25 protein-coding genes are annotated in these 26449 nt (G+C 63.3%); 13 read left to right on the top strand and 12 right to left on the bottom strand.

All coding sequences use genetic code 11. The features are described from left to right. The first annotated feature begins 227 nt into the window (after positions 1-227). Both nadC and GQB00_RS00300 read left to right on the top strand, forming a co-directional pair. Positions 228-1076 (top strand): carboxylating nicotinate-nucleotide diphosphorylase, encoded by an 849-nt coding sequence (nadC, locus tag GQB00_RS00305; RefSeq protein WP_165854846.1) that lies wholly within the window; start codon positions 228-230, stop codon positions 1074-1076. Between the two features lie 225 nt (positions 1077-1301). Continuing rightward, entirely contained in the window at positions 1302-4058 is a 2757-nt protein-coding gene (locus GQB00_RS00300) for an EAL domain-containing protein (RefSeq protein WP_165854845.1), read from the top strand. Positions 4059-4085: 27 nt separating this feature from the next. Here GQB00_RS00300 and GQB00_RS00295 read toward each other — a convergent pair whose 3' ends face one another. From GQB00_RS00295 to GQB00_RS00275, 5 genes are all read right to left on the bottom strand, one after another. After that, positions 4086-4427, bottom strand: coding sequence for a YqcC family protein (locus GQB00_RS00295; protein ID WP_111496649.1), 342 nt, complete (start codon positions 4425-4427; stop codon positions 4086-4088). A 17-nt stretch (positions 4428-4444) separates the two neighbouring features. Next, the gene (locus tag GQB00_RS00290) at positions 4445-5236 is read right to left on the bottom strand and encodes a ParA family protein (RefSeq protein WP_111496650.1); all 792 of its coding nucleotides are present in this window, start codon (positions 5234-5236) and stop codon (positions 4445-4447) included. A gap of 75 nt (positions 5237-5311) precedes the next feature. Then, the gene (hda, locus tag GQB00_RS00285) at positions 5312-6022 is read right to left on the bottom strand and encodes a DnaA regulatory inactivator Hda (protein ID WP_111496651.1); all 711 of its coding nucleotides are present in this window, start codon (positions 6020-6022) and stop codon (positions 5312-5314) included. Continuing rightward, entirely contained in the window at positions 6004-6609 is a 606-nt protein-coding gene (locus tag GQB00_RS00280) for a CDP-alcohol phosphatidyltransferase family protein (protein ID WP_165854844.1), read from the bottom strand. Before GQB00_RS00280 ends, hda begins: the two co-directional genes overlap by 19 nt. Next, entirely contained in the window at positions 6581-7924 is a 1344-nt protein-coding gene (locus tag GQB00_RS00275) for a DUF2066 domain-containing protein (protein WP_165854843.1), read from the bottom strand. Before GQB00_RS00275 ends, GQB00_RS00280 begins: the two co-directional genes overlap by 29 nt. A 220-nt stretch (positions 7925-8144) precedes the next feature. Here GQB00_RS00275 and purM point away from each other — a divergent pair, with 220 nt between their 5' ends. From purM to GQB00_RS00260, 3 genes are all read left to right on the top strand, one after another. Further along, positions 8145-9212 carry a phosphoribosylformylglycinamidine cyclo-ligase gene (gene purM, locus GQB00_RS00270; RefSeq protein WP_111496653.1) on the top strand — a complete coding sequence of 356 codons (1068 nt, stop codon included), beginning with the start codon at positions 8145-8147 and terminating at the stop codon, positions 9210-9212. Then, a complete protein-coding gene (gene purN, locus GQB00_RS00265; protein ID WP_165854842.1) occupies positions 9209-9901 on the top strand; it encodes a phosphoribosylglycinamide formyltransferase in 693 nt (230 codons plus the stop codon). The genes purM and purN overlap by 4 nt, the downstream gene beginning before the upstream one ends. Positions 9902-10022: 121 nt before the next feature. Next, positions 10023-10790 (top strand): DUF3108 domain-containing protein, encoded by a 768-nt coding sequence (locus GQB00_RS00260; protein WP_165854841.1) that lies wholly within the window; start codon positions 10023-10025, stop codon positions 10788-10790. On the opposite strand, the gene GQB00_RS00255 is transcribed toward GQB00_RS00260, so the two are convergent. From GQB00_RS00255 to apbC, 4 genes are all read right to left on the bottom strand, one after another. Next, positions 10753-12030, bottom strand: a complete 1278-nt coding sequence (locus tag GQB00_RS00255) for a valine--pyruvate transaminase (RefSeq protein WP_165854840.1) — start codon at positions 12028-12030, stop codon at positions 10753-10755. The two genes, GQB00_RS00260 and GQB00_RS00255, sit on opposite strands and share 38 nt — an antisense overlap. 24 nt (positions 12031-12054) lie before the next feature. Next, positions 12055-12657 carry a YjaG family protein gene (locus tag GQB00_RS00250; RefSeq protein WP_165854839.1) on the bottom strand — a complete coding sequence of 201 codons (603 nt, stop codon included), beginning with the start codon at positions 12655-12657 and terminating at the stop codon, positions 12055-12057. A 43-nt stretch (positions 12658-12700) separates the two neighbouring features. Beyond that, a complete protein-coding gene (dcd, locus tag GQB00_RS00245; RefSeq protein WP_111496658.1) occupies positions 12701-13267 on the bottom strand; it encodes a dCTP deaminase in 567 nt (188 codons plus the stop codon). A 146-nt stretch (positions 13268-13413) separates the two neighbouring features. Continuing rightward, complete coding sequence (gene apbC / locus GQB00_RS00240) at positions 13414-14511, bottom strand: iron-sulfur cluster carrier protein ApbC (protein ID WP_165854838.1); 1098 nt, start codon at positions 14509-14511, stop codon at positions 13414-13416. Positions 14512-14755: 244 nt separating this feature from the next. On the opposite strand from apbC, the gene metG reads away from it, so the two are divergent. From metG to nth, 8 genes are all read left to right on the top strand, one after another. Beyond that, positions 14756-16801, top strand: coding sequence for a methionine--tRNA ligase (gene metG, locus GQB00_RS00235; protein ID WP_165854837.1), 2046 nt, complete (start codon positions 14756-14758; stop codon positions 16799-16801). A 150-nt stretch (positions 16802-16951) separates the two neighbouring features. Then, complete coding sequence (gene rsxA, locus GQB00_RS00230) at positions 16952-17533, top strand: electron transport complex subunit RsxA (RefSeq protein WP_111496661.1); 582 nt, start codon at positions 16952-16954, stop codon at positions 17531-17533. A 13-nt stretch (positions 17534-17546) separates the two neighbouring features. After that, positions 17547-18134 (top strand): electron transport complex subunit RsxB, encoded by a 588-nt coding sequence (gene rsxB, locus GQB00_RS00225; RefSeq protein ID WP_111496662.1) that lies wholly within the window; start codon positions 17547-17549, stop codon positions 18132-18134. Further along, positions 18134-20335: an electron transport complex subunit RsxC gene (rsxC, locus tag GQB00_RS00220; RefSeq protein ID WP_165854836.1), complete on the top strand. Its 2202-nt coding sequence runs from the start codon at positions 18134-18136 to the stop codon at positions 20333-20335. The genes rsxB and rsxC overlap by 1 nt, the downstream gene beginning before the upstream one ends. Before the next feature lie 17 nt (positions 20336-20352). Continuing rightward, positions 20353-21396: an electron transport complex subunit RsxD gene (gene rsxD, locus GQB00_RS00215; RefSeq protein WP_165854835.1), complete on the top strand. Its 1044-nt coding sequence runs from the start codon at positions 20353-20355 to the stop codon at positions 21394-21396. A gap of 1 nt (position 21397) precedes the next feature. After that, entirely contained in the window at positions 21398-22054 is a 657-nt protein-coding gene (gene rsxG / locus GQB00_RS00210; RefSeq protein ID WP_111496665.1) for an electron transport complex subunit RsxG, read from the top strand. Between the two features lies 1 nt (position 22055). After that, complete coding sequence (locus GQB00_RS00205) at positions 22056-22772, top strand: electron transport complex subunit E (protein WP_111496666.1); 717 nt, start codon at positions 22056-22058, stop codon at positions 22770-22772. Between the two features lie 5 nt (positions 22773-22777). Further along, positions 22778-23419 (top strand): endonuclease III, encoded by a 642-nt coding sequence (gene nth, locus GQB00_RS00200; protein ID WP_165854834.1) that lies wholly within the window; start codon positions 22778-22780, stop codon positions 23417-23419. A 158-nt stretch (positions 23420-23577) separates the two neighbouring features. Here nth and GQB00_RS00195 read toward each other — a convergent pair whose 3' ends face one another. The 3 genes from GQB00_RS00195 to GQB00_RS00185 all read right to left on the bottom strand — a co-directional run bounded on the left by GQB00_RS00195 (position 23578) and on the right by GQB00_RS00185 (position 26293). Then, entirely contained in the window at positions 23578-24144 is a 567-nt protein-coding gene (locus tag GQB00_RS00195) for a chalcone isomerase family protein (RefSeq protein ID WP_111496668.1), read from the bottom strand. A gap of 198 nt (positions 24145-24342) precedes the next feature. Then, the gene (gene rpoS, locus GQB00_RS00190) at positions 24343-25353 is read right to left on the bottom strand and encodes an RNA polymerase sigma factor RpoS (RefSeq protein WP_165856469.1); all 1011 of its coding nucleotides are present in this window, start codon (positions 25351-25353) and stop codon (positions 24343-24345) included. Positions 25354-25507: 154 nt separating this feature from the next. Beyond that, entirely contained in the window at positions 25508-26293 is a 786-nt protein-coding gene (locus tag GQB00_RS00185) for a peptidoglycan DD-metalloendopeptidase family protein (RefSeq protein WP_165856468.1), read from the bottom strand. Positions 26294-26449 lie beyond the last annotated feature (156 nt).

Raw genomic sequence — 26449 nt, 5'->3', positions numbered from 1 at the left:
CTTTCAAACGATTCTGCCGCCGTTTCAATCAGTTGTAATCGCAACTCATTAACGTCGCGATCGCAGGTTGACGCTTTCGGTCACCCGGCCTCACGTTTGCGCCAACACGGGGCCGGCGGCGAAAATCAACCTTGGCGCGGTCCGGCCGAGCCATTAAACTCCGCTTTTCCGGACGCCCGGCCCAGGCCGGCCCCGAGAACCGCAGCCTATAACCGGAGCCCGAGCCCATGACCATCCCTGATCCCGCCCAGCTCAATTCCGCCCGAGCCCAGGCCGTTGCCCTGAGCCTGCAGGAAGATATCGGCAGCGGCGATATCACGGCCCGCCTGATTCCCGCGGATGTGACGGCGTCGGCCCGGGTCATTACTCGCGAGGAAGCCGTGATCGCCGGGCGTGAGTGGGTCGAGGAAGTGTTCCGCCAGGTGGATCCAACGGTCACGCTGACCTGGGCCTGCCAGGACGGTGACCGGGTAACGGCAGACGACACCCTGTTTACCGCCGAGGGGAATGCCCGCAGCCTGCTGACGGCAGAACGCTGCGCCCTGAACTGGCTGCAATCGCTGTCCGGCGTGGCCACCCGCTGCCGCCATTACGCCGACCGGGTTGCCCACACCTCCGTGCGCCTGCTCGACACTCGCAAAACCCTGCCCGGCCTGCGCCTTGCGCAGAAGTACGCGGTCACCTGCGGCGGCTGCCACAATCATCGCATCGGACTCTACGACGCCTTCCTGATCAAGGAGAACCACATCGCCGCCTGCGGCTCCATCGCCAATGCCGTCGCAGAGGCCCACCGGATCGCCCCGGGTCGCCCGGTGGAAGTGGAAACCGAGAACCTGGACGAATTCCGCCAGGCCCTTGATGCCCGCGCCGACATCGTCATGCTCGATGAGTTCTCCCTCGACGACATGCGCACTGCCGTGGCCGAAAACAACGGCCGGGCACGCATCGAAGCCTCCGGCGGCATCACTGAAACCACCCTCGTCCCCATCGCCGAAACCGGTGTCGACTACATTTCACTGGGCACATTGACCAAAGATTTGAAGGCCGTCGATCTTTCCTTGCGCCTGAACATGTAGCATGCTTGTGACACATCGCGTCCCGCTACTCCGGGCTTACAGTCGGTAACCGTAAGCGTGTATCAACCCATGCAATTCGGAGTAAGCTTGGAGACGTGTGAGTAAATTGTAAAACCGTATGAAATGTAATGGACGCCGGGCAGCCAGGGAATGGACGGCCTGCTTTCGCACCGCCCCACGGCCCCAGCTTGCCTGGACCCGTTACTTACCAGGGAAGGGTTTCAATTGAACGCACCAGCTCGTTTGGCCGAGTCCGCCCGGACCCTGCTGGCTAACTTGCTGATTGCAGCGGCCGTCGTCGCGCTTGCTGTCGTCTGCATTCAACTGCCGTCGGGCGTCACGCCAGTGCCCGCGATCTGGCTGCCGTCCGGTTTTGCCCTGGCCCTGCTCGTCCTGCGATTCCGGAGTTCAGCGCTCCCGGTCTTCGTTGGCCTGATCGTGTCCGCCCTGGCGACCGGTTACCTGACCGGGGCCACCAATAACGACACCATCAACACGCTGGCGGCCAACCTGCTTTCCTATTGCCTTGCGCCGGGGCTGGCGTACTGGGTGTTCTGGAAGATGTCCCGCAGCCACAACCCGCTGTCGGACTACATTGGCTTCCTCTGGCTGCTCGGCGCCATCACCCTGGGGTCTGTCGCCGCAGCCCTGCCGGTGACCTATCTGGCGTCGCTCAACGCCACTCCGGACAGCCCGCCGCTGAACGAAGTCCTGCTGTTCGCCTGGTTTGCCCACAGCCTGGGCTGTCTGACCGTGACACCGCTGCTGCTAAGCCTGGTGCGAGAGCCATTGGTTGCACGTCTGTTCCAACGCCCCCTGGAATGGCTGCTGTGGCTGGCCGGCCTGCTCTTCATCCTCGGGCTCACCCTGCACAACGCCCTGCAGGCACTGACCCTGCTGCTGCCGCTGATGACCTGGTCGGCGACGCGCTTTTCCCTGGGCGGCAGCATGCTGGCCATTACCCTGGCCACCTTTGCGGCGCTGGCCAGCGTTTTCCTGCTGGGCAGCGCCGATATGCCCCGCGGCATGGAAGTCCTGCTGGGGGAAACCCTGATCCTGGCCATCGCCGGTACCACCTGCTACCTGCGGGTCCTGCTGGCCGACCGCGAGCGCGTGGAGAACAGCCTCGAATCCACGGTCGAGGAGCGCACCCGCGAGCTCCAGCTCACCAACTTCGAACTCAAGGACGAGATCTTCATTCGCGAACAGGCGGAGAAATCCTTCCGACGCTCGTCCCGGCATTTCCGGGCCCTGTTCGAGAACACCAGCAACCCGATCATCGTGGTGGACCAGGACAACCTTATCCGCCAGTGGAACAGCGCCGCCGAGTCGCTGTTCGGCTACAGCCGTGACGAAGCCCTGGACCGCAACCTGCTTGACACGTTTATCCCGCCGGAACAGCGTGACGAGCTGGCCTGGAAGATGACCAAGGTCCTGCACACAGGCCTGGACCGCGATCAGATCGAAACCCAGGTCAACAGCTTCGACGGCACCAGCCACACGCTGCTATGGAACCTAAACCGCCTGCACGAAGAAGATGAAGAAGCGCCGGCGCACATCATCCTGATTGGCCAGGACATCTCCGAGATCCGCGAAACCCAGAACCAGCTTCACTACCTGGCGCATTACGACGTCCTGACGGACACGGCCAACCGGCGCCTGTTCGAGGACCGCTGCCGGCAGGCCATCACCAGCGCACTGCGCCACGGCCATTACTGCGCCCTGATCGCGCTGGATGTGGATCACTTCAAACGCATCAACGACACCCTGGGCCACGACGCCGGCGACGAGCTGCTGCAGGAACTGGCCCGCCGCCTGCAACGCAACGTGCGCCAGGAAGACACCATCGCCCGGTTGGGGGGCGACGAGTTCGCCATCCTGCTGAATCAGGTCAACGGCGCCGAAGGGTGCGAAAAAGTGGCCCGCAGCATCCTGTCGGCGATCACAGAGCCCGTTCGCGTACCGAGTGGCGAACTGGTCATCACCTCCAGCATTGGCATCACCCTGGCGCCGGTCGACGGCAAGACCTACGACGACCTGCTCAAGAACGCCGATATGGCGATGTACCGCGCCAAGAAGGCCGGCCGCAACAACATCCAGTTCTTCAGCCAGGACATGAACGAGGAAATGCAGCGCCAGATGGATCTGGAGCGGGAATTACGCGAGGCGATCCGCGTTGGCCAACTGGACCTCTACTACCAGCCCATCATCAACGTCCGCGACGGGCGCGTGGTGGCGCTGGAAGCCCTGCTGCGCTGGAATCATCCAACCCGCGGCCTGCTGACGCCACAGGATTTCCTCGATGTCGCCGAGCAGACCGGACAGCTCCAGCAACTGGGCGAGTGGGTCTGTCACAACGCCTGCCTGCAATCCCGGGCCATCCAGGAGATGAGCCCAACGCCGGTCACGGTCAACATCAATCTGTCGTCGCGTCAGTACAATCACCCGCAACTGGCGTCCCGGCTGCATCGCATCATCCAGGACACACACCTGGACCCGAGCCTGCTGGCCCTGGAAATCGACGAGCGAGCTCTCAGTGATCGACTTGAGGAAACCGCAAAAACGCTGGATCGGCTGCGCACGCTCGGCATCGGCCTGGTGCTGGATCGCTTCGGTAGCGGTCTGTCGTCACTGAAACTGCTGCGGGATCTGCCATTCGACCAGGTCAAGATCGATCCGGATCTGTTGCAACAGGCCCCGATCGAGGAAAACACGGCAGCCATCGTACACACCCTGATCAACCTGGCGCGCCAGCTTTCCCTGAAGGTGGCGGCCTCCGGTGTGGAAACGGCGGAAGAAGACGCGTTCCTGCGCGGCGCCGGCTGCCACCTTTTGCAGGGACATCGACTGTGTCCGCCCCTACCCAGTTCCGGCCTGGGCGAGCTGTTCAGGGATGTGCGCAAGGGACGCCGCCTGCTGCCGGAGGATCATTACTCCATCAGCATGCCGGAAGACGGCCGACAGAAAGGCAGCGACGGCTAATTCCCCTGTCGGAGAGATGGGAAGGGGTCAGCGCTGGCCGGACAGGATCGAGTCAATCCGCGCCAGTTCGTTGATCAGGACACGGCCGGACACGCTCTCTTTGCGGAAAAATTCCTCCGCCATCGGCGCAATACCCGATACCGCCGGCAGGTCCCTGTCCGCCTCAATGAGATCCTTCATGCGCGGCAGGAAAATGAACTGCAGCCACTGGGGAAAGGTCAGGGTGTCGACGCAGAAAGGCTGGGCGCTTTGCAGCGCTTCCGGGGATGGCGGCTGGTACTCCCAGTACTCCAGCCGGCGCAGTTCCACTTCGATGGTGAGCAGGCCGTCCGCGACGTGCGCGGCGGCGGTTTCAGCTTGCTTGGTCAATGCGTTACTCCGCCCCGTCAAAGGGGTTCAACGTCCACCTTCTCGCCATTGAGCAGGCGGTAAAGATCCTGGTACTGACGCGTCAGGTTGTGCCTGGGCGCATAATGCACCAGCGGCTGTCGCGCCTGGTGGGATTCTCTCATTTTAACGGACGCCGATAAACGCACCCCGAGGATGGGCAAGCCTTCCTCCACCAGCTCCTGCACCAGGCGCCTGGGCAGTGAGGCGCGGGGCTGGAACTGGTTGGCAATGATGCCTTCGACGATCAGGTCGGGGTTGTGATCTTCCTGCAGATCCTGGATTTCGCCGAGGATGTTGTACAGCGCTTGCCGGGAGAAATCATCGCAGTCAAAGGGAATCAGGCAACGCTGGGCGGCGATCAGCGCCGAGCGGGTGTAGAAATCCAGCGCCGGCGCCGTGTCGACGTAGATTTCGTCGAAATTCTCGCCCAGCTTCTTCAGGGCCTCCCGCAGCTTGTAGATCTTGTGTTTGGCTTCGAGTTTGCGCTCCAGGTAATCCAGCTCGGGGCTGGAGGGCATCACGAAGAGATTGGAAAAACCGGTGGCGTGGACAAACTCATCGGGCCGGCGATTAAAGACCGAAAAGGAAACCGTCTGTTCAAGCAGATCGGCCACCGTGTCCTTGAGGTCCGCCGCCGGCTTGCCGAGCAAATACTGGGTCGAGTTGCCCTGGGGATCCAGATCCACCACCAGGGTACGCTTTCCTTCGGCGGCGCTGATCGCCGCCAGGTTACAGGTAATACTGGATTTCCCGACACCACCTTTCTGGTTGAATACGACGCGTCTCATGATGCCCTTCCCTTTTGTTGTGCGCGCCGGCGGTTCACGGTGCCGGCGCGGTTGACGTGCAAAAGGACGTGCGCGCTACCACCCCATGACGGCTTTCACGAACGGAATGGTCAGGCGGCGCTGTTCCCGCAGCGAACGCTCGTCCAGGCGCTCGAGGATCGACAGCAACTCTCCGGTATGTCGCGATGCGCGACGCAGGATAAAACGGCTGACATCGTCGGGCAGCACCAGGCCCCGACGTTCGGCCCGGGTACCGAGGATCAGCAGGCGATCCTCGTCGCGCGGCAGTCCCAACTGCAGCACCACGCCATGCTGCAAGCGGGATGCCAGATCCTTGAGATCCACCTTGAGCTGCCCAGGCGGCGATCCGGCCGCAATGATCAACTGATGGCCGTTGTCCAGCATGCGGTTGAACAGGTGGAACAGCGCCTCTTCCCAGTGCGGATCGCCCAGCACGGCCTCAATATCGTCCAGGCAGACCCGGGCAAAGGCCTCCATGCCCTGCAGCGCCCGCGGACCGATCGGCATCAGCTCTTTCAGGTTAAGGCACAGCGCCTTGAGCCCAAGATCCTCGGCGTGGTGGCAGACTGCCTGCAACAGGTGGCTCTTTCCAGTGCCACTGTCACCGCAGACGACGATCACCGGTAGATTGGCGTCTTCTGACAAGGCCTGGAGTTTACGGGCCGGCAAGGCATTGCGCTGCCCCAGGTAGTTCGCGAATGTGGCGTCGTCGCGCAGACGGACACCGAGTGTCAATTGTGAACCGTCTAGTGAGTTGCCTGCCATGCCCGACGCGCCCAAACCAGAGTGTAATGAAGGCCGCTGATGACCGCGGTGGCGGTAACCAGCCAAATGCCGCATGGCAGTGCCCAGGCCGGCATTGGCAGGCCGGCCTGGTAAACGACAATCGCCAGCACCACCGCAATCTGGACCAGCGTATTGAGCTTGCCCAGGAGACTTGGTGCCATCTCGAAGCGACCGATGAAATAGTGAAAGGCCAGCGCTCCGCCAACGATCAGGAGATCCCGCCCCAGCACCAGCACGAAAAGCCACACCGGCAGGATGCCAGTCAGCGTAAGAATCAGGTAAGCGGTTATCAACAGTCCCTTGTCCGCCAGTGGATCCGCGATGGCCCCCACGCGCGATTTCCAGTCGAACTGACGCGCCAGGAAGCCATCAAAGCCATCGGACAACGCCGCCACCACGAATACCAGCAGCGCCGTCCTGTACTCTTCATGATACAGGGCAATCGCAAACGGGACTATCAGCAGCAACCGGAGAAACGTCAGCGCGTTGGGAATCCAGCGCCAGCGGTTGATCTCCCTCACCTGGGTGCCCACCTGCTCATTCAGCCGCTGCCTGCGCCGCCCCATCGCCGACCCAGCGATAGTGCAGCACGGGGTACAGGGACTCGAAGTCCTGGTCCGAACCGGCATCCGCGCTCTCTGCATCGGATGCCGCTGGCCGGTAGTTCAGGCCGACGTCAGCGCCCTGGTCACCGGCGGGCTGATCGCCCTCTTGCGGTGCCGCCTCGGTGGACGCGGTCGGATTTTCAGCGGCTTCCGGCTGCTGCCCTGCATCCGGCGCCTGACCGACTGTCGAGGCAGACGTGTCGGCTGCGGATTGGGAGGGCTGCGACGCCACCCCTACCGCCTCGACCTCACCGGCCACAGGTTCGAAGCGCTTATCCAGCGCGATGTATTCCTTCAGGACCGAAAGCTCACCGGAAAACGCCACTCGCATGGTGGTTTCATCAACGCTGGCCTGCACGGGGCCGGCGGAGACCACCGGTGTCATCCGCTGCAGGGAGGACATGACCGCCCCGTAGTCCTCAACGGTGGCTATGTCGTCAATCACCAGATCCACGCGCTGCGACTCGGAAACCTGCCCGGCATCCACCGAATAACGGTCTGCCAGCAGGTCCGACCAGGCGTCGACCACCGCCACGGCGACCGCTTCCGACGATGGCTCACCGCGAATCTCGCCAGTCTCGGAGAAAGCAGGGCCTTCCAGCAACCAGCGGGCCTCCCAGGACGAGCCGCGCCGGCTGATGTTCACCACCGTCATCAGGTTGTGGGAATAGCCGCTGGCTTCGGCGCGCAGGCTATCCATGAACTGGCCGCGTATTTCCGATACCAGATCCCGGTTGTTCCGCACGTCTGACGACGGCAACACCATCGGCAGGCCACGTTTAACCGCCGCCTCGCTGAACGCCCGGGCCCAGCGTCCGCGCTCGTTGAGCCCGTCGTCGTCGCGGGTCAGCACCCAGCGGTCGCGTCCGGAATCCACCGCGATCCAGCTCAGGGTCAGGGGGCGGTTGGCACCCCATACCGGCACCTGCAGATCGGCCAGGGCCCGGTTGACGCCCACCGAACCGAAGGTCATCAATAACTCGTCGCTGCCGTCAGGCGACCGCTGGAACTGGTAGGACTGCAGCAGGGATTCGGCCTCGTCGAGCAGCGGGGCAACCTCCTTGCTGTCAACGATCTCCCGATTCCCCGACACCCGCATCAGCACCTGACGCAACCCTTCCCGGTACGCCGCCTGCTGGGCGGATGCGGATGTGTTGGCCACCGGCACCTGCGCGCGGTAGAGCCCATCGACCGTGACCGCTCCGGCGACCAGCGGAATCAGGGCCAGGAGACAGGAAAACGCCATCCGGATCGACAACTTGGCTACAGACTTCATTCAACACCCTGCTGTTCGCTTGAATGGCGCATAGGATACACCATGGCCCCGGCACTGAGTAGCGAGCGGGGGCCACGCTATCTCACCATTTCGTAACGCATTGCACGCGTCTGCCGAACATCGCGGCCACTTTCGGCAAACACGACCAACAAGCATTTGGACGCCACTTCGCCACCTGCTAAAATTGCCGCCCTTTTTCCTGATCAGAGCAACGGACATCATGAGCGACCAGAAAACCGGACTCACCTATCGTGACGCGGGTGTGGACATCGATGCCGGCAACGCCCTTGTCGAGCGTATCAAGAACACAGCGGTGCGGACCCGCCGCCCGGAAGTGCTCGGCGGCCTGGGTGGGTTTGGCGCCATGATGGCACTGCCCTCCGGCTACAAGGAACCGATCCTTGTCTCCGGCACCGACGGCGTTGGCACCAAACTGCGCCTGGCCATGCAATTGGGCCAGCACGACACCATCGGCATCGACCTGGTCGCCATGTGCGTCAACGATCTGGTGGTCGGCGGCGCCGAGCCCCTGATGTTCCTGGACTACTACGCCACCGGCAAACTGAACGTCGACGTGGCCGCTGACGTGGTGGACGGCATCGGCCGCGGCTGCGAGCTGGCCGGCTGCGCGCTGGTGGGCGGCGAGACGGCGGAAATGCCCGGCATGTACGAAGGCGACGACTACGACCTGGCCGGCTTCTGCGTCGGCGTGGTCGAGCGCAGCGAGATCATCGACGGCTTCAATGTCCGGTCCGGCGACGCCCTGATCGCACTGGGCTCCTCGGGCCCCCACTCCAACGGCTACTCGCTGATCCGCAAGATACTGGAAGTCAGCCAGGCCGACCTGGACACCCCCATCGGCGACACCACGCTCGCCCAGGCGCTGATGGAGCCGACGCGGATCTACGTCAAGAACCTGCTCAAGCTTCTGAAAACCGTCGACGTGCGCGCCATGGCGCACATTACCGGCGGCGGCCTTCCGGAGAACATTCCCCGCGTGCTGCCGGACGGCGCCACCGCCGTCGTCGACACCGAGAGCTGGACTCTGCCCCCGGTGTTCGAATGGCTCAAGCAGGCCGGCGGCGTCGAGGCCAACGAGATGTACCGGACCTTCAACTGCGGCATCGGCATGGTGATCTGCGTTCCCGCCGATCAGGCCCAGGACGCCCTGGACACCCTCGCCGGGCTGGGCGAAAACGCCTGGCGCCTGGGTCACATCGAACAGGCCGCCAAAGACGCCGTCGACGCCGATCGCGTCGTCTATCGTCCGGGTGCCGCGCGCGTATGACCTCGCAAGCCACACCGTCGAGCAGTGATGACGCCCTGGAAGCACGCATCGTCGTGCTCATCTCGGGCGCCGGCAGCAACCTGCAGGCACTGATCGAAGCCACCGCCTCCAGCGATTTTCCCGGCCGCATCGTCGCGGTCGGCTCCAATCGCCCCGAGGCCACCGGCCTGGAGCGCGCCGACCAGGCCGGCATCGAGACCTTCGTGCTGGACCACACCGGCTACAGCGACCGCCAGAGCTTCGACGTGGACCTGCTGCGCAAGCTGGAAGGATACAACCCGGACCTGGTGATCCTGGCCGGGTTCATGCGCATCCTGACGCCGGACTTCGTCCGCTATTTCCGCGGCAAACTGATCAACGTGCATCCGTCGCTGCTGCCCAGATACCAGGGCCTGAAAACCCACCAGCGGGCGCTGGATGCCGGCGACTCGGTGCACGGCGCCTCGATCCACTTCGTCACCGAGGAACTGGACGGCGGCCCCGTGATCGCCCAGGCGGAAGTACCCGTCCTGGAAAACGACACCGCAGACACGCTGGGCGCGCGCGTCCAGGCCCGGGAGCACGTACTCTACCCGATCATTGCGCGCTGGTTCTGCGAAGGCCGGATTGCGCTGGGCAACGACGAGGTGCTGTTCGACGGCAGCCCGATGCCGGCCATCCTGACGTTGCCGGCCGACGTCTACCAGTAAGCCTCCCCATTTCCTCCCTGTAAGTTGCGGGGCGAGCCCGCATGCTCTAGCGTTGAGAGTGTCCGCATCAGGCGAGCCCGGCTCGCCCGATGTTCCAGTGCCGTCACAAGGAAGACGCCGGATGATGAACGCTCCTCCGCCCCTGGCTACCTTTTTTTCCTGGGCACTCCTGGTCCTCATTGCCAGCCTCCCCAGGCTGGCCGCCGCTGAAAGCGAAGAGGAGGCCCTGCTGCCCTACGAGGCGTCCTACCGGGCCACCCTGGAAAAGGGCATCCCCTTCAACGGATCCGCCACCCGCAGCCTCGCCCTCCAGGACGACGGGAGCTGGCTGTACACCTTCAAGGTGGAATCCTTCATTGCCGACATCACCGAAACATCACGCCTCAACTGGATCGAAGGACAGGCCAAACCGTCTACCTACCGTTACGCCCTGGAAGGCATGATGATTCGCGACCGGACCCGCTCCATCAACCTCAACTGGGCGGACCAGCGCGCAACCGGCCACTATGAGGACCGCGACATCGACCTGAGCGTACCGGCCACGGCCCAGGATCCCCTGAGCTACCAGCTGCAACTCCAACAGGATATCCGGCTGGGCAAACAGACGATGCATTACCAGGTGATCGACAAGAACCGGATCGAGGAAGACACCTTCGCGGTGCTCGGAGAGGAAACGCTGAACGGCGAATTCGGGTCGGTCAATGCCATCAAGGTGGAGAAAGTCCGGGACGAGGAGGCCAAGCGCACGACCCTGATGTGGTTTGCCCCGGAGTGGGATTACCTGCTGGTGCGCCTGCTACAGATCGAGAAAGACGGAACCCGCTACGAGATCCACCTGGAATCGGCCCGCGTCAACGGCGAGCCGATCCAGCTTCCGCCCAAATCGTGAGCACCTCGTCGGCGATCGCCCGCAGGCCCTCGGCGACGCGCTCATCGTCCTGGGAATAGGTCACCCGCAGGCATTCGTGGCGGTGACGCCAGTCGTCCTCGGGCAGACCGGGGAAGAAATAGTGGCCGGATACCACCAAGACGCCGCGCCGCTTGAGGCGCTCGTATAGCGCCAGACTGGACACCGGCAGATCCGGGAACCACAGCCACAGGAACATCGCCCCTTCCGGCTTATGCACCGCCCACGGGCAACGCTCGCCCAGGGCATCCTCCAGCACCGCCACCGCCTTGCGCATCTTGCGCTGGTAGAATGGGCAGACCACGTCGCGGCTCAGGGACAGGATCTCGCCGCTGCGCACCAGCGGCTCCGCCAGCATGGCACCGAAGCTGCCGGTGGCCAGGTTCATGATGGCGTTGATGCCCGACAACGCCTTGATCACCGGCTCGGCGGCAATCACGATGCCGGTCCGCGCCGCGGGCAACCCCAGCTTGGACAGGCTCAGGCAGAGAATGATGTTGTCGTTCCAGCGCGGCGTAGCGTCCACGAACAGCAGGCTGGGGAAAGGCGTACCGTACGCGCCGTCGACGATCAGGGGCACGTCACGCTCCGCGGCAATCGCTTCCAGCCGCGCCATTTCCTCGTCGGTAACCACGTTGCCGGTGGGATTGGTCGGCCGCGAGACACAGATCGCGCCGGTCTCTTCCGTCACCTCCAGGGCGTCGAAATCAACCCGGTACTTGAACTCGTGCGGGCCGGTGTGGGTGATTTCCGGCTTGACGGCGTGGAACAGGTCCTTGCCCAGCCCGGCGTCGGCGTAGCCGATGTACTCCGGCGCCAACGGCAGCAGGATATGACGCTGGCGCCCCTCTCCATCGTCGCCGCCAAACATGTTGAACAGCATGAAGAACGCCGCCTGGCTGCCGTTGGTCAACGCGATGTTGGCCGGGGTCAGGTCCCAGTCGTATTCGCGGTTGAGCAGCTCGACCAGCGCCGCAATGAACTGCTTCTCCCCCTGGGGCGGATCGTAGATGCCCACCAGCCGGCGAAACGCGTCCTCGTCATCGACGATGTCGCCGAGAACCTGCCGCAGCCGAGCCTGCACTTCCGGCACCTGACCGGGATTGCCGCCACCCATCATGATCATGTCGTCGCCGGACGCCAGGGCGTTACCCAGATCATCCATGAGCGACGTAATGCCGGCCTCGGCGGTGAACTTGCGGCCAAAGGCGGAGAGTTTCATGGCGTATCCTATGTGTCTTGCGGGCTATTCGTCTTCGAGAGCGATGCCCAGATTGCTGACGCCGTCATTGGCCGCTTCGGTGCGTATCGAACGCAGGAACTCGGCCGTGGGCACACGCTGCTTCTTGAGAGAGTGCACCAGATCCCGCTGGAACACCTTGTCGACCTTCATTAACTCGTGACGGTCAAGCAGGCGCACCAGGGCGTCTTCATCGAGATCTTCGCCTTCGGACATCTCGATAAACTGGGCCACCGTAGCAGTCGCCCACTGGGAGGCATCCAGGGCCCGCGGGCGGGTCGAGTTGAGGCGATTGAGCAGCGCCTGCTCCAGCAGTTTGCAGAAATCGTCGGCGGGATAAACGCCGTACATGTCGTAGCCGTCCGGGTTCGGCGCCAGGCTTTCCAGTCGAGCCAGCGCCTGGGTGACCCGGGCGTCGCCCGCTTTTTCTTCGACCATGCCCCAGGCTTCGTCCAGCAAGAGGCGCATTTTTGCCCCCTTCTTGGCGCCGATGGCCTCATCGAACAGGACGTAGTTGGGGAAAGCGCGCTCGGCGAGGGCGAGTATGAAAATGCACTCCCGCCAGCCGCGCATCTGCTCCAGGGCCTTGATGAACTGATTGGCGTTCACGGGAGTGTCTCCATTCCGGTCGGAGTTTCAGCGTTGCCGTCGATCAGGTGCGCGGCAGGGTCACGCCCCGCTGCCCCTGATACTTGCCGCCGCGATCGCGATAGCTGGTCTCACAGACCTCGTCGGATTCGAAGAACAGCATCTGGGCCACACCTTCGTTGGCGTAGATCTTCGCCGGCAGATTGGTGGTGTTGGAGAATTCCAGCGTGACCTGACCTTCCCATTCCGGTTCGAGCGGCGTGACGTTGACGATGATGCCGCAGCGGGCATAGGTCGACTTGCCGAGGCACACCGTCAGCACATTGCGCGGAATGCGGAAATATTCGACCGTTCGGGCCAGGGCAAAGGAGTTCGGCGGAATGATGCAGACGTCGCTGGACACGTTGACGAAGCTGTCGTCGTCGAAGTTCTTCGGATCCACCGTCGCGGAATGCACGTTGGTGAAGATCTTGAATTCCCGGCTGCAGCGCACGTCGTAACCGTAGCTGGAGGTGCCGTAGGAAATGACCCGGCCCTTTTCGGACTCGCGCACCTGATCGGCCTCGAACGGCTCAATCATCCCGTGCTCCTGCGCCATGCGCCGGATCCATTTATCAGATTTAATCGTCATCGTCTGTGTCTCGCAAAACGTCGGGAGGCAGCGCCGGAGCCGGGCTGGCGCGGCGCGCTGGTAAAGGGCATCTATGGTAACGCCTGGGCGGGGTGAAGACAAAGGCGCAAACGCCCGCAACCGAAGGCAACGGGCGCGGCTTCCGCTCAGTCGTCGCTGATGGAAATACTGGGAATCGGCGAGCTGAGATTGCGTTCACGACGGGACAGCAACGCCGCCATGCGACGCGCCGAGTCTCGGTAAATACGGGCGACTTCCGAGTCCGGTTCGGCAACGACGGTGGGCTGGCCGCTGTCGGTTTGCTCGCGGATGGTCATGTGCAGGGGCAACTGGCCGAGCACGGTGGTGTCGTAGCTTTCCGCCACGCGGTGCCCGCCGCCCTCGCCGAACAGCGGCTCGTGGTGGCCGCAGTTACTGCAGATGTGCACGCTCATGTTCTCGATCACGCCCAGCACCGGAATGTCCACCTTGCGGAACATCTCGATGCCCTTCTTGCAGTCCAGCAGGGCGATATCCTGGGGCGTGGTGACCACCACCGCGCCGGTAACGGGCACCTTCTGCGCCAGCGTCAGCTGGATATCACCGGTGCCCGGCGGCATATCGACGATCAGGTAGTCCAGGTCGTTCCACTGGGTCTGGGTCAGCAACTGCTGCACCGCGCCGCTGACCATCGGCCCGCGCCAAACCATCGGCGTCTTGTCGGTGACCAGGAACGCCATGGACATCGCTTCGACGCCATGGGCCGGCACTGGAATGAACCACTTATTGTCACGCGTCTGCGGCCGGGTGCCCTCCGGAAGGCCGAGCATCATACCCACGCTGGGCCCATAGATGTCCGCATCGAGGATCCCGACCCGGGCGCCTTCCATCTGCAGCGCCAGCGCCAGATTGACCGCGGTGGTGGATTTACCCACCCCGCCCTTGCCAGACGCCACGGCGATGATGTTTTTCACGCCGGCGATGGACTGCAGGTCTTTCTGGGCCTGATGGGCACGCACCGCGTGGCCGGTGTTCACGGTCGCCTCGTCGACGCCGGGCACGGATTCCACCGCGTTAACCACCAGCTGACGCAAAGCGCCGGCAATGCCTTCCGCGGGATACGGCAGTTCCACGTTGACCGTCACCGAGGCGCCATCGATGTCGACCGACTTGACCGCGTCTATCGCGAACAGGTCGGTTTCCAGGTAGGGGTCGCGGTATTCACGAATCGCCGCTTCGACAGCATCGCGGGAAATCTGGGTCATAGAGGTCTCCAAAGCCGGGCAATCGCCGGGTAAAATACAGTACCCGAGTAAAATACTGTGTTATTTCGCAAAGCCTATTTAAGCACAGGTCCGGGGCTCACAGAACCACCCCCGCGGCCCGCTGCGGCCAACAAACGGGATGAAATAAAAGCCCTGTAACGGTATTATTCGGGACCCGTTTTTTCCATGGCCGGCCCTGGTACATCCGGCCCTCATCCTCGTTGATCAACGTTTGGGACATCAAATGACGCAAACGAACGCACAGCCGAAGCGCGACATCCTGGTCACCAGCGCCCTGCCCTATGCCAATGGCCCGATCCATCTGGGCCACCTGCTGGAATACATCCAGACCGATATCTGGGTGCGCTACCAGAACATGCGCGGCAACAACTGCGTCTACGTTTGTGCCGATGACGCCCACGGCACCGCCATCATGCTGCGGGCCGAGCGCGAGGGGATCACGTCGGAGGAGTTGATCGAGCGAATCAACAGGGAGCACCAGGAAGACTTTGGTGGTTTCCTGATCCACTTCGACAACTACTACAGCACCCACTCGCCCGAGAACCGCGAGTTTTCCTCGTACATCTACGAGCAGCTCAAGCAGAACAACCACATCGCCACCCGGAGCATCACCCAGGCCTACGACCCGGAAAAACAGATGTTCCTGGCGGACCGGTTCATCAAGGGCACCTGCCCCAAGTGCAAGACCGAGGACCAGTACGGCGATAACTGCGAAGCCTGCGGCGCCACCTACACGCCGACGGAACTGATCAACCCGCGTTCGGCCATTTCCGGCGCCACGCCGGTGGAGAAGGAATCCGAGCACTACTTCTTCCGCCTGCCCGAGTTCGCCGAATTCCTGCGCGACTGGACCCGCAGCGGCACCCTGCAGCCGCAGGTGGCCAACAAGCTGGCCGAATGGCTGGAAGCCGGCCTGCACGAGTGGGACATCAGCCGCGACGCGCCCTACTTCGGCTTCGAGATCCCGGATGCGCCGGGCAAGTACTTCTACGTCTGGCTGGACGCGCCCATCGGCTACCTGGCCAGCTTCAAGAACCTGTGCGACCGCCGCGACGACCTGGACTTCGACACCTTCTGGAAGCCGGATTCCCAGGCCGAGGTCTACCACTTCATCGGCAAGGACATCATCAACTTCCACGCCCTGTTCTGGCCGGCCATGCTCAGCGGCGCGGGCTACCGCACGCCGTCCGCCGTCTATGCGCACGGTTTCATTACCGTCAACGGCAAGAAGATGTCCAAGTCCCGCGGCACCTTCATCATGGCCCGCACCTACCTGGATCACCTGAATCCGGAGTACCTGCGCTACTACTTCGCCACCAAGCTGACCAGCAACGTGGACGACATGGACCTCAACCTCGAGGATTTCGCCCAGCGCGTGAACTCCGACCTGGTGGGCAAGGTGGTCAACATCGCCAGCCGTACCGCGGGCTTCATCACCAAGAAGTTCGACGGCCAACTGGGGCAGGTCACCGAAACCGCCAAGCTGGATGAGTTCATCCAGGCCGGCGACGAGATTGCCGAGCACTACGAAACCCGTGAGTTCGGCCGCGCCATGCGCCGGATCATGGAGCTGGCAGACATCGCCAACCAGTACGTCAACGACAGGGAACCGTGGGTCCTGATCAAGGACACCGAGCGCGCAGCCGAGGTGCAGGCGATCTCCACCAACGCCATCAACATGTTCCGCCTGCTGATGACGTACCTGGCACCGATCCTGCCGGCCACCGCCGACGCGTCGGAAGCGTTCCTCAACGCCAGACTGGACTGGAACGACCGCGCCCAGCTGCTGGAAAACCACGGCATCAACAAGTTCAAGCCGCTGATGAGCCGTGTGGATATGAAGCAGATCGACGCCATGCTGGAGGCTTCCAAAGAAGCCCTGCCGGCGGCGACCGGTGAGCAGCCCAAGCAGGACGAGACCAGCGACGTGGAGCCGCTGGCCGACGAGATCGAGTTCGATACCTTTGCCAAAGTGGACCTTCGGGTGGCGAAAATCGTCAAAGCCGAGCACGTCGAAGGGGCGGACAAGCTGCTGCGCCTGACCCTGGACATCGGCAACGAACAGCGCAACGTGTTCGCCGGTATCAAATCCGCCTACGCCCCCGAGGATCTGGAGGGCCGGCTGACCGTCATGGTGGCCAACCTCAAGCCGCGCAAGATGAAGTTCGGCGTCTCCGAGGGCATGGTTCTGGCCGCCGGCCCGGGCGGCAAGGACATCCACATCCTGTCGCCGGATTCCGGCGCCCAGCCCGGCCAGCGGGTCATGTAACGCCCCGTCGGGCAAACGGTCCCGGCGCGACCTCGCCGGGCTACGAGACAGAGCGACTAGAATAAGGGGACATTGGGCCATCCCGAGTCCCCGCGACGAACGCCGCAAAGGCGTCGGCACAAGCGCGGCTGAGGCGCGGAGAGAGATCACATGACGGATTACCTGCTGATCCTGGTCAGCACGATTCTGGTCAACAATTTTGTGCTGGTGCAGTTCCTGGGACTGTGCCCGTTCATGGGGGTGTCCAACAAACTGGAGACCGCCATGGGCATGTCCCTGGCCACCACCTTCGTGCTGACCCTGTCGTCTGTATGCAGCTACCTGGTCTACACCTACCTGCTGGCGCCGCTGGACCTGGCGTTCCTGAAAACCATCACGTTTATCCTGGTGATCGCCGTGGTGGTACAGTTCACGGAAATGGTGGTGCGCAAGACCAGCCCCCTGCTCTACCGGGTGCTGGGCATCTTTCTGCCGCTGATCACCACCAACTGCGCCGTGCTCGGGGTCGCGCTGCTCAACCTGAACCGCAACAACAACTTCATCGAATCGGTGCTTTACGGACTGGGCGCCGCCATCGGTTTCTCCCTGGTCCTTGTGCTGTTCGCCGCCATGCGCGAGCGCATCGCGGTGGCCGACGTGCCGGTGCCGTTCCGCGGCGCGGCCATCGGCATGATCACCGCTGGCCTGATGTCATTGGCTTTCCTCGGTTTTACCGGGCTGGTGAGCGTCTGACGGAGTCAACACCATGTGGACCAGTATCCTGATCGCGATTGGCGCGCTGGCGTTGCTTTCCCTGATCTTCGGCGGCCTGCTGGGTTTCGCAGCCGAACGCTTCCGGGTGGAAGGCAACCCGCTGGTGGACCAGATCGACGCCCTGCTGCCCCAGACCCAGTGCGGCCAGTGCGGCTTTCCCGGTTGTCGCCCCTACGCCGAATCCATTGCCGACGGCGACGCCATCAACAAATGCCCGCCCGGCGGTGAAGCCACCATCCACGCCCTGGCGGACCTGCTGGACGTGGAGCCCGAACCGCTGGACGCCGAACACGGCGTCGACCAGGGCAAGCGGGTCGCGATCATCCGTGAGGACGAGTGCATCGGCTGCACCAAGTGCATCCAGGCCTGCCCGGTGGACGCCATCCTGGGTGCCGCCAAGCACATGCATACGGTCATCGAGAGCGAATGCACCGGCTGCGACCTGTGCGTCGAGCCCTGCCCGGTGGACTGCATCGACATGGTGCCGGTCGAGACCACCATCCGCACCTGGAACTGGGAGCGACCGGAGCTGGCGCGGAACCGGGTCATTGCCAGCGATCGCATGGAGGTGCCGTCCTGATGCGCCAGATCTGGGATTTCCCGGGCGGCATCCATCCGCCGGAGAACAAGCATCAGTCCACCGCCAGCCCGATCCGCAGCCTGCCGCTGCCGGACGTGCTCTACGTGCCCTTGCAGCAGCACATTGGCGCGCCGGCGCAGGCCCTGGTCGAGCCGGGCGATCACGTCCTCAAGGGGCAGACGCTGGCCGAGCCCCAGGGGCGCCTGAGCGTTGCCATCCACGCGCCGACCTCCGGCATCGTCGAAGCCATCAGTGCGCATCCGGTGCCTCACCCGTCCGGCATGACCGACTGGTGCGTCGTACTGCGCCCGGATGGGGACGATCGCTGGACCGAACTGCACGGGCTGGAGGACTATCACCGCGAAACCCCGGCCACTCTGCTCGAACGCATCCGGCGGGCGGGCATCGCCGGCATGGGCGGCGCCGGCTTCCCCACCGAGATCAAGCTGCATCCGCCCGGCAACGACAAGGTCACCACGCTGATCCTCAACGGCGCCGAGTGCGAGCCCTACATCACCGCCGACGACCTGCTGATGCGCAGCCACGCCACCGACATCGTGCGCGGCCTGGAGATCATGGCCTACATCCTCGAACCCGAGGCGTGCGTGATCGGCATCGAGGACAATAAGCCCGAGGCGATCGCGGCCCTGCGCCAGGCCGTACAGGGCACCCGCATCGACGTCGCCGTGGTGCCCACCAAGTACCCGTCCGGGGGTGAGAAACAGCTGATCCAATTACTTACCGGTCTGGAAGTACCGCACGGCGGCATCCCGGCCGATGTCGGTGTGATGTGTCAGAACGTCGGCACGGCGGCAGCCGTTTACAGGGCGGTCCGATTCGGTGAGCCGCTGGTCTCACGGATCACCACCCTCACCGGCGATGGCCTGTCCGAGCGCGGTAACGTGCACGCGCTGATCGGCACGCCGATCCGCTTTCTGCTGGACCAGGCCGGCTTTGACGTCGCCCGCACCCAGCGCCTGATCATGGGCGGCCCGATGATGGGCTTCACCCTCGAAAATCCGGACGTACCGGTGATCAAGACCACCAACTGCGTCATCGCCGGCACGCCGGAAGAGTTCCCGGCACCGCCCCCTGCCCAGCCCTGCATCCGCTGCGGTATGTGCGCCGAGGTGTGCCCCATGGAATTGCTGCCGCAGCAGCTGTTCTGGTTCGCCCAGTCCGGCGAGCACGAGAAAGCGGAGCAGCACAATCTGTTCGACTGCATCGAGTGTGGCGCCTGCTCCTACGTCTGCCCCAGCACGATTCCGCTGGTCCAGTTCTATCGGCACGCCAAGGGCGAGATCCGCCAGCAGCGCGAGGACCACTTGAAGTCGGATCGCGCCCGCGAGCGCTTCGAAGCGCGTCAGGCCCGCCTGGAACGGGAAAAGGCCGAGAAAGAGGCGAAGCGCAAGGCCCGCGCCGAGGCGGCCGCCAAAGCCCAGGCCGAGAAGAAAGCCGCGGCGGCAGCCGAACCCGGGCCGAAGAAATCCGCCAGCGCCGCGGTCCAGGCCGCCCTGGCCCGCAAGGGCGTGGCCGCCAAGGACTCGACGCCGGCACAGGAAGCACAGGCGTCGGTCACCGAACTGGAAACCAGCCTGTCTAAAGCTGAGGCCAAGCTGCGCAACATGCAGAGCCTGCTGAAGGATGCCCGGGACCAGGGCGGTGATACCGAGAAGCTCGAACGCGCGGTGGCCAAGAATCAGGACCGGGTCGCCGCCGCCGAAAAGGCCCTGGCGGACGCCCGCGCCGCCGAACAGCCTCCCGCAGACGCGGGGCAGGCCGAGCAGCTCGATAGGGAGACGCTCCAGGCCAACCTCGACAAGGCCAGCAATAAACTCGACACCATGCGGGGCATGCTGGCCGACGCCCGCGAACAGGGCAGCGACAACGTGGAGAAGCTGGAACGCGCGGTCGCCAAGAACGAACAGCGCGTGGCCACCGCAAGGGACGCGCTGGACGCCGTGCAGCCAGCGCAGCCGGCCGCGCCCGTGCCGACAGCGGATATTCCGGAACTGGAAGCGGCCCTGGACAAGTCCCGCAACAAGCTGGACACCATGCAGGGACTGCTCGATGAAGCGCGATCCAACGACGGCGACAACGTCGACAAGCTGGAGCGCGCCGTCGCCAAGAACCGGGACCGGGTCGCCCGCGCCGAACAGGCCCTGGCCGAGGCCCGCAACACCGCCGACGCCGAGTCCTGACGGAGAAACTTGATTCAATGGCTTTTCTGAGACTGTCATCGCCCCACGCCCATGGCCCGCAACGGACGTCCCGGGTCATGCTGTGGGTAATCCTTGCCACGCTGCCCGGCCTGTTGATGCAAACGGTCTTTTTCGGCTGGGGCAATCTGATCAACACGATCTTCTGCATCGCCGTGGCGGTGGGTGCCGAGGCGGCCATTCTGGCCCTGCGCGGACGCCCCATCGGCTTTTTCCTGCGCGACAACACCGCCGCCGTGACCGGCCTGCTGCTGGGGCTCTCACTGCCGCCGTTCGCGCCCTGGTGGGTGTGCGTGGTCGCCGTGCTGGTGGCTATTGTGCTCGCCAAGCAGCTCTATGGAGGGCTCGGCTCCAACCCGTTCAATCCGGCCATGGTGGGCTATGCGCTGGTGCTGGTATCGTTTCCCGTGGCCATGACCACCACCTGGGCCAGCCCGTTGGGTGCAGGCAGCGCCACCCCGGGTCTGCTGCAGACCCTGGCGATCAACTTCGGCGGCATCGATCCGGTGGACGGTTTTACCATGGCCACGCCGCTCGACGTCTACAAGCATGACATCGGTGCGCAACTGTCGACCCAGGTGCTGCAGCACCCGGCGTTCGGCGACTTTGTCGCCCGCGGCTGGGAGTGGGTCAACCTGGCGTTCCTGGCGGGTGGCCTGCTGCTGATTGCCCTGCGCATCATCACCTGGCATATCCCGGCCAGCCTGCTGGCGGCCCTGTGCGTCATGAGCCTGGCGTTCGGCTGGGACGCCGACCGCTACACGCCGCTTTCGATCCACCTGCTGGCCGGCGCCACCATGCTGGGCGCGTTCTTTATCGCCACCGATCCGGTTTCGGCGGCAACCAGCCGGCGCGGGAAACTGGTCTACGGGGCCGGTATCGGCGCGCTGCTCTACATCATCCGCACCTGGGGCAGTTATCCGGACGCCATCGCCTTTGCGGTGCTGCTGATGAACTTCGCAGTGCCTTTCATTGATCATTACACGCAACCGCGCACCTACGGCCACAAAAAGGCCCGCCGCGTGAAACCGGGTAATTCCTGACATGGCCGCACTGACCCAATCCATCGCCCGCAACGCCATCGGTCTCGGCCTGTTTGCCGTGATCACCGCCGGCACGATCGCCGTGACCCATGGCGTTACCGAGCACCGCATTCAGGAACAGATCCGCGACGCCGAGGCTGGCGCCCTGCTGGAAATCATCCCGGAGGCGCGCCACGACAACGACCTGCTCGAAGACAGCGTTCCGGTCGGACCCTCAGATCGGCTGGGTCTGACCGAACCCGCCTTCGCCCACGTTGCACGCCAGGACGGCAAGGCGAGCGGCGTGATCCTACCCGCGGTGGCGCCCGACGGCTATTCCGGCGCCATTCACCTGCTGGTGGGCATCGACGCCGACGGACGGGTGCTTGGCGTACGGGTCACACAGCACCACGAAACACCAGGGCTTGGCGACAAGGTGGAAACCCGCAAGACGGGCTGGATCTACAGCTTCAACGGCAAGTCGCTGGGCAATCCCGAACCGGACCGGTGGGCCGTGGCGAAGGACGGCGGCGCCTTCGACCAGTTTACCGGCGCCACCATCACGCCGCGCGCCGTTGTCGGCGCCGTTCGCAACGCCCTGCTCTACTTCCGCGACCATCGTGATACGCTGCTGGCACCGCAGGACGGCAGCGCTATCGCCCACAACGATCGAGGCTGACATGGCAACCAAAACCGCCCGTGAGATCATCAAGGACGGACTCTGGACCAACAACCCGGCCCTGGTGCAGGTCCTGGGTCTGTGCCCGCTGTTGGCGGTCACCGGGACCGTGGTCAACGGCATCGGCCTGGGTCTGGCCACGCTGCTGGTGCTGGTGGGGTCGAACCTGTCGGTCTCGCTGATCCGCAATTTCGTGTCGGAATCGGTGCGTCTGCCCGCGTTCGTGATGATCATCGCCTCGTTCGTCACCTGCGCCGAACTGCTGATGCAGGCGTTCACTTACGAGCTGTACCAGATCCTGGGCATCTTCATCCCGCTGATCGTCACCAACTGTGCGATTCTGGGCCGGGCCGACGCCTTTGCCTCGCGCAACCCGATCCTGCCCTCCGTGCTGGACGGCCTGATGATGGGTCTTGGTTTCCTGCTGGTGCTGATGGCGCTGGGCGGCATCCGGGAACTGATCGGTCAGGGCACCCTGTTCAGCGACATGAACCTGATCTTCGGGCCCGCGGCGGCTGACTGGAAGATCCAGGTGTTCGACGACTACGCCAACGTGCTGTTCATGGTCCTGCCGCCCGGCGCCTTCGTCGGCCTGGGGCTGCTGATCGCCCTGAAGAACAGCATCGACGGGCAGATCCAGAAACGCCGTGAAGCCCGCGACACCCAACCGGTTGCCGCCGGCAGCAAGCGGGTCCGAGTCACCGGCCACGTATCCTGAGAGCCATGAATAAAGAAAAACGCACCGCCATTTTCGAGCGGCTGAAGGCCGCCAACCCGAACCCGACCACCGAACTGGTCTACACGAATCCATTCGAGCTGCTGATCGCCGTGATCCTGTCAGCGCAGGCTACCGACGTGGGCGTCAACAAGGCCACCGCCAAGCTCTTCCCCGTCGCCAACACGCCGGAAGCGATCCTGGCGCTGGGCGTCGACGGGCTGAAGGAGTACATCAAGACCATCGGCCTGTTCAACAGCAAGGCGGAGAACGTCATCAAGACCTGCCGGGCCCTGGTCGAGCAGCACGACAGCGTCGTACCGGACACCCGCGAAGCCCTGGAAGCCCTGCCTGGAGTTGGCCGAAAGACCGCAAACGTAGTGCTCAATACCGCGTTCGGCCAGCCGACCATGGCTGTCGACACGCACATTTTCCGGGTGTCCAACCGCACCGGCATCGCTCCGGGAAAGAACGTGCTGGAAGTCGAGAAGCGCCTGGTGCGCCTGGTGCCCAAGCCGTACCTGCAGGATGCCCACCACTGGCTGATCCTGCACGGGCGCTACACCTGCACCGCGCGCAAACCCAAGTGCGGTAGTTGCATGATCGAGGATCTGTGCGAGTTCAAGCAAAAGCGGGACTATCTGGAGTAACAGGCAGCGGGCAGCTCGCGGTCGTCTCTGGCAACGATGAACGCCTGACGGCGCTTCCCCAACTCTCCAGCCCTCTCCCGCGAGGGGAGAGGGCTGTTATCGCGGGCACCACAGACGACACAGAGAGCCATGTTGGTCCGTGTTCCGCGGGGCCGGTATCAGTCGTCTTTACCCAGCATCGCCGCTTTCAGATCATCCTGGGCCGGCTCATCAGAGAGCCAGATGCCGAACAGCGCCTTCTTGAAGGCCAGTCCGGGCACCGTGTCCTTCTTCTGACCGTTCTTGAACACCTGCACGCCGTCTCCGGGCACGTAGACCAGATCGAACACGTCGCCTTCCTTGATCTCCTCCTGGAAGACATTCATGAAGCGATCGATCTGCGGCTGCAGCGGCGCCATGTTGCCATCGGTGGAGGCTTCAAAGCCTTCCAGTGTGGCGGAGGTCATCTTCTCGCTGCTGATCAGGCCTGAGATGATGTCCAGGCGAATGGCCTGGGGTTCATCCGCCTCCACGATAGCCCGGGCATCGGATTGCTCGCTGGGCGTATACAGGCTGCTCACGTAAAGGTCGATGAACCACTTGGAGCGCACGCCCGCGCCGTTGAGAACCAGCTGGCTGTCGTCTGCGGTCATCTGCTCGGGCACGTCCACCCCTTCCAGGGTGAGCGCGGAAGCGGACCCGGAAAGGGCCACCCCAAGCAGGAAAGCGGAGGTTATCTTTTTCATTGTGATGTCCCTAAACTTATGATTCTTATTTAGTTTACCGTCTCGGTCCAATTGAACCCAAGGCATTGTAGCAAGGCCACATCAAGGCGGCCGCAGTCTGGTTCGCATTTGTCATCTTGCCAGAGGATCCGTTGAACCATCGGGGCATAAAAAAACCGGCGCCCGTTTCCGGACGCCGGCTTTGTCGGTATCGGACGTCTATTTGAACAGCGTGGTGCAGGAGAGCCCTTCCTTCTCCAGGATTTCACGCAGCCGCCGCAGCGCCTCCACCTGGATCTGGCGGACCCGCTCGCGGGTCAGGCCGATCTCCTGACCCACCTCTTCCAGCGTGCTGGTCTGGTATCCACGCAGGCCGAAGCGCCGGGACAGCACTTCCTGCTGCTTGTCACTGAGCTGATCCAGCCAGCGCTCGATGCAGCCCTGCATGTTGGTGTCCTGCAACAGGTCGGCCGGGTCCGTAGCGCCTTCATCGGCGACGGTATCCAGCAGGGACTTTTCACCACTGCTGCCGATCGGCGTATCCACCGAGGTCACACGCTCGTTGAGCCCCAGCATGCGCTTGACGTCATGCACCGGCTTGTCGACCATGCTGGCGATTTCTTCCGCAGACGGCTCGTGATCCAGCTTCTGGGTCAGCTCACGGGCGGCTCGCAGATAAAGGTTGAGCTCCTTGACCACGTGAATCGGCAGCCGGATCGTACGCGTCTGATTCATGATCGCGCGCTCAATGGTCTGCCGGATCCACCAGGTAGCGTAGGTGGAGAAGCGGAAGCCCCGCTCGGGGTCGAACTTCTCGACTGCCCGGATCAGGCCCAGGTTGCCTTCCTCGATCAGGTCCAGCAGCGTGAGGCCCCGATTGACGTAACGACGGGCGATCTTGACCACCAGCCGCAGGTTACTCTCGATCATTCTCTTGCGGCCCGACTCCTCGCCCTTACGGGCCAGACGCGCAAAATAGACCTCTTCCTCCGGCGTCAGCAGAGGCGAAAATCCGATTTCGTTGAGATAGAGCTGGGTGGCATCCAGCTGTTTCTGGCTGGTGTAGTAACGCCCCGTCGCTTTCGACAGTTCGGGCGTTTCACTGGCTGGTGTGTCGTCTGTCTGGCTTTCGTTGGTGGATTCACCGCTGAGGGTTTCGGTTTCCTCTTCAGCGTCTTCAACTTCATCGGCTACCCGATCAACAATGAGTTCATCACGCTCTGCTGACATAGTCATTGCCCCGCCTTTTAACCCCGGTTGTTATCACTTGCCGGCATTCTTTTTATTCGGCAAGCGCCTGCTGTTCTTCTCAACTGCTTATTACATGTTTCTTTTTCAGCTGTATGACATGCTTTCCAGCAGCCGGACGGGTCCAGAGTTCCGGTTATCGCGGTGGCAGGTAATGCGTCGGGTCCACCGGATTCCCGTTTTTTCTTATCTCAAAGTGCAGCTTCGTCCCATTGGCGCCGCTGCTGCCCATCTCGGCGATGAGCTGGCCCGCCCTGACGTTTTCACCCTCCTGCACCAAAATCTTGCGGTTGTGCGCGTACGCGCTCAGGTAATGCTCGTTGTGGTTGATGATGATCAGGTTACCGTACCCTAATAAACCGTTGCCCGCATAGACCACGTTACCGCTGGCCGCCGCCCTGACCGGATCACCCGCCGATCCGGAGATATCAACGCCTTTGTTGACTTTTCCGGATGTTGAGTATCCTGCAATTACAGGGCCAACATTAGGCCAGCGCCACTCAATACGCGCCACGGTCTGGGTCTGGTTGGGCAGGGCCTGGTCGGCGCGCGGCGCCTTTTCCACCTTGGGTTTCCGGGCCGTCGAGGGCGTCGGTTTCGGCGTCGGCCGACTGGCGACCGCAGCCTTGGCACTGGAGCGGGAACTGGAAGCGGTCTGGCTTGAGGATTTGGCGCTTCCGGAAGGAGCATGCCCTCGCACGTCCAGACGAATCACCTGACCGACCTGGAGGGTATAAGGCGGATCAATACCATTGGCATTGCCCAGCTCGCGATAGTCGCGCCCATAACGCCAGGCAATGCTGTAGAGAGTCTCGCCACGCTCGACCACGTGACGGCCCCAGTAAACGGGCGGGTTATAACGGTCGTCGCGATAGATATCCGCCGTGTTGCAGCCGGTGAGCAGCATCAACAGGGCCAGCATCCCGCAGAACAGGCCACGGGACGCACGACGTCGGATTGGGTGCTTCAGGCGCGAAACCGTCTGGTTCTGTTCCCGAACATCTGTACGGCCATCTGAGCTCACGGATATAACAGCTTCTTTTTTATCGCAAATCGGTCTCAAAAATAGCGCACCCCC

The organism is Marinobacter sp. JSM 1782161 (assembly GCF_011421605.1).
Classification (GTDB): Bacteria; Pseudomonadota; Gammaproteobacteria; order Pseudomonadales; family Oleiphilaceae; genus Marinobacter_A; species Marinobacter_A bohaiensis.
Note: the sequence above shows the minus strand (reverse complement) of the source record. Positions and strands in the feature narration are given on the sequence as shown.